At 49.9% G+C, this 9,111-nt stretch carries 11 protein-coding genes and 1 pseudogene; 8 read left to right on the plus strand and 4 right to left on the minus strand.

Features of this window, described 5'->3' with window-relative positions; genetic code table 11:
* From HWQ67_RS08625 to HWQ67_RS08635, 3 genes are all read left to right on the plus strand, one after another.
* Nucleotides 1-295 (plus strand): BglII/BstYI family type II restriction endonuclease (locus tag HWQ67_RS08625; protein ID WP_218252279.1); only part of this gene is annotated, 295 nt, incomplete at its 5' end.
* A gap of 38 nt (nucleotides 296-333) precedes the next feature.
* A complete protein-coding gene (locus tag HWQ67_RS08630) occupies nucleotides 334-519 on the plus strand; it encodes a hypothetical protein (RefSeq protein ID WP_218252280.1) in 186 nt (61 codons plus the stop codon).
* A gap of 14 nt (nucleotides 520-533) precedes the next feature.
* Nucleotides 534-1,610: a DUF1566 domain-containing protein gene (locus HWQ67_RS08635; RefSeq protein WP_218252281.1), complete on the plus strand. Its 1,077-nt coding sequence runs from the start codon at nucleotides 534-536 to the stop codon at nucleotides 1,608-1,610.
* A 125-nt stretch (nucleotides 1,611-1,735) separates the two neighbouring features.
* On the opposite strand, the gene HWQ67_RS08640 is transcribed toward HWQ67_RS08635, so the two are convergent.
* From HWQ67_RS08640 to HWQ67_RS19895, 4 genes and pseudogenes are all read right to left on the minus strand, one after another.
* A complete protein-coding gene (locus tag HWQ67_RS08640) occupies nucleotides 1,736-2,458 on the minus strand; it encodes a ComF family protein (protein WP_218252282.1) in 723 nt (240 codons plus the stop codon).
* Nucleotides 2,459-2,913: 455 nt separating this feature from the next.
* Nucleotides 2,914-4,425 (minus strand): phytoene desaturase family protein, encoded by a 1,512-nt coding sequence (locus HWQ67_RS08645; RefSeq protein ID WP_218252283.1) that lies wholly within the window; start codon nucleotides 4,423-4,425, stop codon nucleotides 2,914-2,916.
* Nucleotides 4,422-4,820: pseudogene (locus HWQ67_RS08650) on the minus strand (AhpC/TSA family protein); the annotation flags it as partial. The gene HWQ67_RS08645 and the pseudogene HWQ67_RS08650, both read right to left, overlap by 4 nt.
* Nucleotides 4,821-4,832: 12 nt before the next feature.
* Nucleotides 4,833-4,967 (minus strand): hypothetical protein, encoded by a 135-nt coding sequence (locus tag HWQ67_RS19895; RefSeq protein ID WP_255317182.1) that lies wholly within the window; start codon nucleotides 4,965-4,967, stop codon nucleotides 4,833-4,835.
* 503 nt (nucleotides 4,968-5,470) lie between these two features.
* On the opposite strand from HWQ67_RS19895, the gene thrC (HWQ67_RS08655) reads away from it, so the two are divergent.
* From thrC (HWQ67_RS08655) to HWQ67_RS08675, 5 genes are all read left to right on the plus strand, one after another.
* Nucleotides 5,471-6,703 carry a threonine synthase gene (gene thrC / locus HWQ67_RS08655; RefSeq protein WP_218252285.1) on the plus strand — a complete coding sequence of 411 codons (1,233 nt, stop codon included), beginning with the start codon at nucleotides 5,471-5,473 and terminating at the stop codon, nucleotides 6,701-6,703.
* 15 nt (nucleotides 6,704-6,718) lie between these two features.
* On the plus strand, nucleotides 6,719-6,997 hold the full coding sequence (locus tag HWQ67_RS08660) for a MoaD/ThiS family protein (RefSeq protein ID WP_040334336.1): 279 nt from the start codon (nucleotides 6,719-6,721) through the stop codon (nucleotides 6,995-6,997).
* 20 nt (nucleotides 6,998-7,017) lie between these two features.
* Nucleotides 7,018-7,254 carry an NIL domain-containing protein gene (locus tag HWQ67_RS08665; RefSeq protein WP_218252286.1) on the plus strand — a complete coding sequence of 79 codons (237 nt, stop codon included), beginning with the start codon at nucleotides 7,018-7,020 and terminating at the stop codon, nucleotides 7,252-7,254.
* A gap of 46 nt (nucleotides 7,255-7,300) precedes the next feature.
* Nucleotides 7,301-8,407 carry a threonine synthase gene (gene thrC, locus HWQ67_RS08670; RefSeq protein ID WP_218252287.1) on the plus strand — a complete coding sequence of 369 codons (1,107 nt, stop codon included), beginning with the start codon at nucleotides 7,301-7,303 and terminating at the stop codon, nucleotides 8,405-8,407.
* A 23-nt stretch (nucleotides 8,408-8,430) separates the two neighbouring features.
* Nucleotides 8,431-9,111 (plus strand): DNA methyltransferase (locus tag HWQ67_RS08675; protein WP_218252288.1); only part of this gene is annotated, 681 nt, incomplete at its 3' end.

Raw genomic sequence — 9,111 nt, forward strand, 5'->3', positions numbered from 1 at the left:
TCCCAAACCTATGAGAAGTGGGGCCTTTCGTGATATGGATTTTGTAAAGGAAAGACTTGGAGTTGAAGTCCAATTTGGCAAGTACGCATTTATGGTCTATAATGTTTGCGCAAAGATGACAATTTTTAATAAACTTGGTGTTATTAATGCCGGAGTCGAAATAGTACCCGTAAAAGAATTCGCTGCTGAAATGTCCACTGGTGTTTCTTATTTTGAGCAGTTCGTTTGGGATTTAGAGACAAGGGGAAGTGCTGATATTGACATTCCAGTGTTAATTATTGGAGTTTCTGGTTAATCTATCCCACTACTAAATACAAGGGAGGCATATAATAGATGATTAAGACTCAGTTTATTGAGGAAAACGGAAAACCCATTGCCGTGATAATGGACCATAAAGAATATCTAAGGCTTAAAGAAATCGAAGAAGACATAGATGATTACTACTCCGCCTTGGAAACCAAGCTAAACAACAAGGAATGGGTAAGCCATAAGGAGCTAAAAGACCAATTAGGTATATGAGAGTGATAAAACGTTTGAGTGCTATACTCCTGGCGCTGATTGTGCTGTCGATGGTTACGACTTTTGCGGCGGCGACTATAACTCTCCCGCAAACGGGGCAAACCACCAGCTACGTCGATGGCGATGGTGGGGCGATAAGGGCCGGTGTTGCGTGGCCGACCCCACGGTTTAAGGACAACGGTAACGGCACGGTCACGGACAAACTCACGGGTCTGATGTGGATGTCAAATGCCAACATGGCCGGTGGCAAGGTGACGTGGCAGGAGGCACTCAATCTCGTGGATTCGCTCAACAAGGGCGCCGCAAGGAGTTACACCAACTGGCGTCTGCCAAACGTCAATGAACTGACGAGTCTCCTCAACACCGAACACTCACTTGCCGCTAACTGGCTCAACACGCAGGGGTTTAAGGGCGTGCAACCATACTACTACTGGTCCTCCACCTCCTATGCGCCCAGGACGTCCTTTGCCTGGGTCGTTGGGATGGGCAACGGCATTGTGTTCTACGATGACAAGATATTCAAAAACGCCTTCTTCTGGCCCGTTCGCACGGCAGCGGTATTGGACAATCCGCCGTATAATCCAATCGTTGCTCAAACCGGGCAGACCACAAGCTATGCCCCCGGCGATGATGGCGCACTAAAATCCGGCGCTGCATGGCCAACTCCACGATTTAAGGACAACGGCAACGGCACCATCACCGACAATCTCACGGCCCTGATGTGGGTCAAAGACGCCTCCACTCCATTAGTTGGCACATGCACGGGCGGGATCAAGGCCTGGCAAGAGGCCCTCGACTACGTGCGGTGTCTCAACGCCGGAAACTACCTGGGATACAACAACTGGAGATTGCCCAATAGCAGGGAGCTTGTAAGCCTGATTGACCGTTCAATGGCATGGCCACTTGCCCTGCCACAGGGACATCCGTTTACGTCGGTACAGTCGCAATACTACTGGACTGCTGATACATATAGTATCTATAATCCCTATGCCTGTGTAGTCCTCCTGGCCAGCGGCGCCGTCGATTACACCAATAAAACGTATCAGTACTTTGTCTGGCCAGTGCGTACAGAACAGTATAGCGCGTTTTAATCGATTGCAATACAAAGAAAGAAAGGGGCGGCTCCGCCCCCCTTCAGAACCCCCCGCAAGGGGACCAGTCCCCTTGACCCCATAAAAATGCCATGTATTTTGTATTTAAGTCTGCTATAGTTTGACTATACCGTCCTTGCCAGAACTGCTACATAGACCTCTTTGGCCCCGGCATCCAGTAACACCTTGGTACACTCGTTGACCGTTGCACCGGTGGTCAGCACGTCGTCAACTAGCAGTATGCGCTTGTCCCTGACATCCCTTGAGACCTCAAAGGCATCCTTGAGCGCACGAAGGCGCTCTTCCCTGGACAAATGCACCTGATGCCCCGTGTCCCGAATCTTTAAGGCAGCGTCATCCGCAACGGCAATACCAAACTCCTCTGAAAGGCGATGCGCCAAGAGTAGTGTCTGATTAAATCCTCGCTCTATGAGCCTCTTTTTTGTCACCGGTATTGCCGTTATCATGTCAACCTTTGGTATGGGCAGTGAGCAGATAAGGTCGCCCAACGGCCCTGCAAGACGCTTGATGGGAGAAAACTTGTACCTGATTATGGCCTCCCTTAAAACGCCCTCATAGACCCCAAAGACAAACGCTGCCCTGTACAAGGGACGCACATCCCTACAATCCTGACACATGACGTCGGAGTCATCGCCTGAAGACTCAGCAAGTGGCCTACAACACACACTACAGTGCGCCTCCGTCATGGGCCTGAGCGTTGACCAACACCTGCTACAGATAGGAGCAGTGCTGATGCTGTCGGAGGGCTGCAAGCACATCGGACAACTCTGTGGAAACAAAAGGCCCGCAAGCCAGTTGAGAAACCTGTGGATAGTCCCGGAACTCATGCAGAGAGCGCCATTACGTCATAGCAGAGTTCGCTTGATTTGATAATCTTCTTTTAACTCTACCCGCCGACCAAAAGTATCCATTATAGTTCATTATCCTCTATGTAGGATTCACGTAATATAGCGCGTTTCGATTGCGTGCGATACAAGAAAAGAAAGGGGCGGCTCCGCCCCCCTTCAGAACCCCCCGCAAGGGGACCAGTCCCCTTGACCCCATAAAATGCCATTATCTTGTATTTAATCCAATCGAAACGTGCTATATTATATATCAATTGTCAAAAATTATTTTTATTTATTATAGTGTCTACTTTGACAATGTCACATTTAAGTAAACATGCAGACACCGGTTCAAGGACACGGAAGCAGGCGCAAAGGAGGTCAGATTATTGGGGGTATCCATATCAATGTTTCATGATAAGCGGGGTGGTGCATTATGAACAGTTGTCGCTGCCGTTTTAGAGGGAGGTCTTTTTAAACGCCCATCTGTTGTTACCCGTGTCGTCCCTTATGAGTTGCTCCGAGGTGATTACCGACGATATGCAGATGTTGGGCAGACCACTGCCCGGATGTGTACCGCCACCAACGATATAGCAGTTTGACAGTTCCTCTGATCTGTTGTGCGGTCTGAAGTAAAACATCTGTCCGAGATCATGACTGAGGTTAAACACCGCCCCGTTATAGATATTGAAGTCGCTTTGCCAGTCGTGCGGGGTAATGATTTTTTCCACCTCTATGTGGTCTTTTATGTCAGTCATGCCGGTCTGCCTGACGATGAAGTCCAGCACCTGGTTTCTGAAGTCGTGCTTGGTCTCTTGCCAGTTTACCTGTGCCTTGTTGTTGGGGACAGGGACGAGGACGTATATCGGCGACTTCCCTGCGGGTGCCAGCGTATTATCGGTAACAACGGGGTTATGCACGTACACCAGCGACATCGACGACGGCCTCCTGGTCATCGTGATATCGTCCATGTGTGCCTTGAAATCACTGCCAAAGAGCAGGTTGTGATGTGGTAGGTTGTATGTCTTGTTCACTCCCAGGTACAACATAAAGGTTGAACAGGAGTAACGCCTCCTTTTGAGGTCATTGTCGGTGTACTTTCGCCTGTTGTCCATGAGATTGGACATGGCATAGGCAAAATCGGCATTGATGACGACATAGTCTGCCGTGACCTCCTGGCCGCCTTCCAGAAGCAACCCGGTTGCCGTCCTGTTTTGGCTCAACACACGGTTTACCTTTGTGGAGGTATGTATCCGTCCGCCATACTCTTGCACGACCCTGACCATTGCCGCTGTAAGCTGATTCAATCCGCCCCTGACGTGATATATTCCCCACCTGTGCTCTATGTATGAGATCAGCGAATAGGCCGATGGCGCCCGCCACGGCGACATCCCGATGTACTTGGTCTGAAACGCCATTGCCAGGCGCATCTTGTCGTTGCTGAAGTATCCCTCCAGGCGCCTTCTGAGCGTGCCGGTGACATCCATCTGCGGCAATGCCTCTATGAAGTGGGGCATCAGAAAGTCATACAGGTTGTCGTAGGGAACCTTAAAGCAGCGTTCTATGCGTCCGTATCTGTAGCCCTCGTTGCGCATAAATCTGCGGTAGTTATCCACCTCGTCAGGGAACAGCCTATTGATTTCGGCGATTGTCTTTTCTGTGTCCGTGGAGGGATAGAACTCCGTCCCGTCATCGAACCGTAGTCTGTACAGAGGGTCCAGCGGTATAAGTTCCGCGTAATCCCTGATGTTTCTACCGGCCAGGGCAAACAACTCCTCAATAAACTGAGGAAGCATCAAAAACGTCGGACCTATGTCAAATATATAGTCACCGATAATATGCCTCCCTGTTCTGCCGCCGACAGAGGCCGCTTTCTCATAGACGGTAACGTCATACCCCTGTCGTAACAGCAACATCGCCGTAGCCAATCCACCCGGACCGGCACCAACGACAACAACCCTCTTTTTCATCGTTCGTATCCTTTTTGTATTATATCGGCAACAGCAGGGTAATCCGCTATATCCATGGAGTAATGTGCGTACCTGATAACCGAGTCCTTACCAATCAGAAAAACCCCCGATAGTTGCATCACATCCCCCACGGGCACCCCTGGCAGATGTCCCTTGCCCAACGCCCTCAGTCCGCTTATGAAGGTCTTTGGCGAAACGATATCGGTTATCCCTGCCTTGAGCAATCCGTAGGTCTTGTACAGATGCTTATGTGGGTCACATATAATTGTAAAAGTCAGTCCGTGGGCTTTGCGGAAGGACTCCGCCTGCCTCGGCGTGCCCATCCCCACCAGCACGATCCTGGTATCAAGGGCGTCAAACAGTCGTCTTTCTCCGTGCAACTGCACGACCTGCTCACGGCAGAACGGTCATCCAAAGTGCCGCAGAAAGACAAGCAACACGTTGCTTTGCTGCCACAGTCCGCTTAACGGCACCTCGCTGCCATCGGACAAAATCACCCTTGCCTCTCTTGCGCTGTCTCCGTGTCTTAAAAAATTATCCATGATCCCATTATACACGACCGGCGAACCTAGAAGCAATACCCCCCATGCTCACCGGTCAGGGCTATCGTATTTGTCTGCAGGAACTGTGGAGAAGGGGAAACTATGATCACCTTGTCCATAAATCAATATTTGGTATTTGGATATTTGGTGATACCTTCGCCATTAAACAACTTTAGATAGCCTGTTAAGTAACCGAAAGAAGGGGTCAAGGGGGCTGGCCCCCTTGCGGGGGGTTCTAAAGGGGGGCGGAGCCGCCCCTTTCTTTCTTTTCTTAGGGGTGAGCTATATAAGCGCCACAATCAACCGTGGTTGCCAGGATTTAAGCCACTTTTATATATTCGTAGCATGGTATTGTTACTGTGCTTAAACGATGCAACCACGCCGGACTGGAGTGATACCCCAAATTAAGACTTTGAAAAAAACAGTTGAGATTAATTACAATAGAGGGGAGCAATAGATTGCCGTATACAATGACAGTGCTTTGAAAGAAAGGAGGTTAACAGATGGGTTTTGTTGTAGGATTGAAGTGCCGTGAGTGTGCAAGGGAGTATGCTGTGGAGCCGATTTATGTATGCGAGTTTTGTTTTGGTCCCCTTGAGGTCGTCTATGACTATGAGAAGATAAAGAGTGCCCTCACGCGGGAAAAGATACTCCAGCGGGAGAAGAACCTGTGGAGGTACAGGGAGCTTTTACCGATAGATGGCGAGCCACAGGTAGGATTACATTCCGGATTCACGCCTCTGGTAGAGACCAAAAACCTTGCCCGTGCCCTTGGGGTCAAAAGCCTGTTTGTCAAGGATGATACCGTGGTGCATCCCACGCTTTCGTTTAAGGACAGGGTTGTGGCGGTTGCCCTGACAAAGGCCAAGGAGTTCGGTTTTGATACGGTATCGTGTGCCTCAACGGGCAACCTTGCACACTCCGTTTCGGCGCACGGGGCCAAGGCCGGGTTTAAGCGGTTTATCTTTATCCCTGCTTCGCTGGAAGCCAGCAAGATTGTGGCATCGCTTGTCTATGAGCCGAATCTCATAGCCGTTGACGGCAACTACGACGACGTCAACCGGTTGTGCAGCGAAATAGCGAATAAGTACAAGTGGGCGTTTGTAAACATCAACATTCGACCGTTCTATGCCGAGGGGTCCAAGACGCTTGGCTTTGAGACGATAGAGCAGTTGGGTTGGAAAGCCCCTGACAACGTGGTAGTGCCCTGTGCCAGCGGGTCGTTGCTGACGAAGGTGTGGAAGAGCTTTAAGGAGTTCCACGACATCGGAGTCCTCGATAATCTGCACACGCGTGTTTTTGCCGCCCAGGCCGAAGGCTGTAACCCCATAGTCAGCGCCATAAAGAGCAAGGTAGACGTCATCAGACCGATCAAACCACACACCATTGCCAAATCGCTTGCCATCGGAAACCCCGCTGATGGTTACTACGCCCTGAAGATCATCCATGAGACGGGAGGCCATGGCGAAGACGTAACCGATGACGAAATCATCGAAGGCATACAGTTGCTTGCACGCACCGAAGGCATATTCGCCGAAACAGCGGGCGGGGTTACGGTGGCAGTCACCCGCAAGCTCATCGAACAGGGCGTCATCGGTAGGGACGAAACCACGGTTATCTGTGTCACCGGCAACGGACTCAAGACACAGGAGGCGCTTACCGGAAGAACCGTTAAGCCACACCACATCTCACCACACATGAATTCCTTTGAGGAAGTATTAAATAAGATCAGATAAAATTATGGAGGCATTATGTCAGTAAAAGTGAGAATCCCCACCCCCCTGCAAAGGCTCACGGAGGGAAAGCAGGAGGTAGAGGCTAACCCCGGCACCGTTATAGCCATCGTAGGAGAACTCGATACCAGGTACCCCGGGATTGCCGAGCGGATATCCGAAGGTGGAAAGATACGGCGGTTTGTGAACATATATGTAAACGAAGAAGACATACGGTTTTTAAAGGCAGAGGAGACCCAAGTACAGGACGGTGCGGAGATATCCATAGTGCCGGCCATAGCCGGTGGCTGTTTTTGAATACCGACATGGAGATAACAATGAAGAGACGAATAAAGCTAACCTTTCCGCAACACCTGATCAAGGAGCCGGTCATCTACACGGTGGCCAAAAAGTATGATGTCATGCCCAACATCAGGCGTGCCCGTGTGACTGAGACCGTGGGAGAGATGATCCTGGAGATTGATGGCGAGCAAGACAAGGTTGAACTTGCCATAGAGGGCCTCAGAGAAGCAGGCGTGGACGTAGAGCCTGTCGATGGCGACATAATCCAATAGAGTGAGCGCCCTGCAACAATAATCTAAAGAAGGAGATATAGGATAAATGATCAAGGAAGACAACCTGGATGGTATATCAGTCAATAAAAACACAGCGTGGGGTGGTATTATCGATACATACAGGGATTACCTGCCGGTTAGCGCGAGCACTCCGGTTGTTTCGCTAAACGAGGGTAATACGCCCTTGATCAGCGCCGGGAACTTGTGCCGGAAGATAGGTTTTGCCGGCAGGGTGTATTTCAAGTTTGACGGTCTTAATCCCACGGGTTCGTTTAAGGACCGCGGTATGACGATGGCGATATCAAAGGCCGTTGAGGATGGCGGCAGAGCGGTCATCTGTGCCTCTACGGGTAACACGTCAGCCTCTGCGGCGGCCTATGCTGCCCGTGCAGGGATCAGTTGCATCGTGTTGATCCCCGAGGGCAAGATAGCCCTTGGCAAATTGGTGCAGGCTATTATTCATGGAGCGGTGGTGTTGCAGATAAAGGGCAACTTTGACGTGGCGCTGTCCATTGTCAGGGCGGTGGTAGAGAAGTACCCGATAACCCTGGTCAACTCCATAAATCCCTACCGGATAGAGGGTCAGAAGACGGCGGCCTTTGAGGTCTGCGATCAATTGGGAGTTGCCCCCGACTACCATGTGCTGCCGGTGGGCAATGCGGGCAATATTACAGCCTATTGGAAGGGCTACAACGAGTACAAGGCCAAGGCAAAGATAGACACGTTGCCTGTGATGGTGGGTATCCAGGCAGCGGGGGCGGCCCCCATTGTCAGAGGCTGCGTGGTGGAAAACCCCGAGACGATTGCCTCTGCCATCCGGATCGGCAACCCCGCCAGTTGGAAGTTTGCCCAACAGGCCAGAGACGACTCTGGCGGCGTCATAGACATGGTTACCGACGAAGAGATTCTGAATGCCTATGCCCTGGTTGCAAAGATGGAGGGCGTCTTCTGTGAGCCTGCATCGGCGGCATCCATCGCCGGATTGATAAAGCTCAATGCAAGCGGGTATTTCAAGAAAGGTTCCACGATAGTCTGCACCCTCACGGGAAACGGCCTCAAAGATCCAGACACCGTCTTTAAGATCAACAAAGACCCCCTCAAGGTCTGGTCTGACCTCAACGCCGTCGAGGACTACATAAGACAGTTGATTTGAAATATGGATATTAACAAATGCAAGTGAATTCATCAGATGTTGACATAACAAAGCCAATTGATATTGCTTACAAAAGAACGTGTGAGTGTAAACCAACGCATATAAACTGTATGACCCCAAAGGAATGGCTAAAAAGCCAAATAGGTGTGTGGCAATTTACATATGAAAAGAGGGATATACGAGACAAGACATTGCATCCTGCAACATTCCCGATTACGTTGGCTCAAAAGATAATATCGCTCTTTTCACATGAAGGTGAGCTGGTCGTTGACCCCTTTGTTGGAAGTGGTACAACGCTTGTTGCTGCACGTGATCTAAACCGTAATTCAGTTGGTTTTGATTTACAAAATAGTTATGGCACTCTTTCATTATCCAGGTTGAACGATAGTTGTATTTTTAATACGTCTAAGCAGATATTTGTAAATGACGATGCGAGAAATATCCATGAGTATTTTGACGAGAAAACCATAAGTCTTATCTGGACTTCGCCTCCTTACGCAAACCTGTTAAACAGGGAAAGGAAAAACAAGTCAAGACGTATCAGAAACAATGAACAACTTGGTAAAATTGAACAATACTCACAAGATACAAGAGATTTGGGAACAATGCCTCTAAAGGACTATTGCCAGGCAATGGGTGACATCTTTCACTCTATCTTACCACTATTGAAACCAAAAGGACATTGTGTCATAAATGTCCCTGAT

It is taken from the genome of Candidatus Magnetobacterium casense (assembly GCF_019173545.1).
GTDB classification, from domain to species: domain Bacteria; phylum Nitrospirota; class Thermodesulfovibrionia; order Thermodesulfovibrionales; family Magnetobacteriaceae; genus Magnetobacterium; species Magnetobacterium cryptolimnobacter.

Bases quoted from the DNA above. Each gene is read 5' to 3' on its own strand.
- HWQ67_RS08630 (WP_218252280.1), top strand. From the start codon at position 334: ATGATTAAGACTCAGTTTATTGAGGAAAACGGAAAACCCATTGCCGTG.
- HWQ67_RS08640 (WP_218252282.1), bottom strand. From the start codon at position 2,458: ATGAGTTCCGGGACTATCCACAGGTTTCTCAACTGGCTTGCGGGCCTT.
- HWQ67_RS08645 (WP_218252283.1), bottom strand. From the start codon at position 4,425: ATGAAAAAGAGGGTTGTTGTCGTTGGTGCCGGTCCGGGTGGATTGGCT.
- HWQ67_RS19895 (WP_255317182.1), bottom strand. From the start codon at position 4,967: ATGGATAATTTTTTAAGACACGGAGACAGCGCAAGAGAGGCAAGGGTG.
- thrC (WP_218252285.1), top strand. From the start codon at position 5,471: ATGGGTTTTGTTGTAGGATTGAAGTGCCGTGAGTGTGCAAGGGAGTAT.
- HWQ67_RS08660 (WP_040334336.1), top strand. From the start codon at position 6,719: ATGTCAGTAAAAGTGAGAATCCCCACCCCCCTGCAAAGGCTCACGGAG.
- HWQ67_RS08665 (WP_218252286.1), top strand. From the start codon at position 7,018: ATGAAGAGACGAATAAAGCTAACCTTTCCGCAACACCTGATCAAGGAG.
- thrC (WP_218252287.1), top strand. From the start codon at position 7,301: ATGATCAAGGAAGACAACCTGGATGGTATATCAGTCAATAAAAACACA.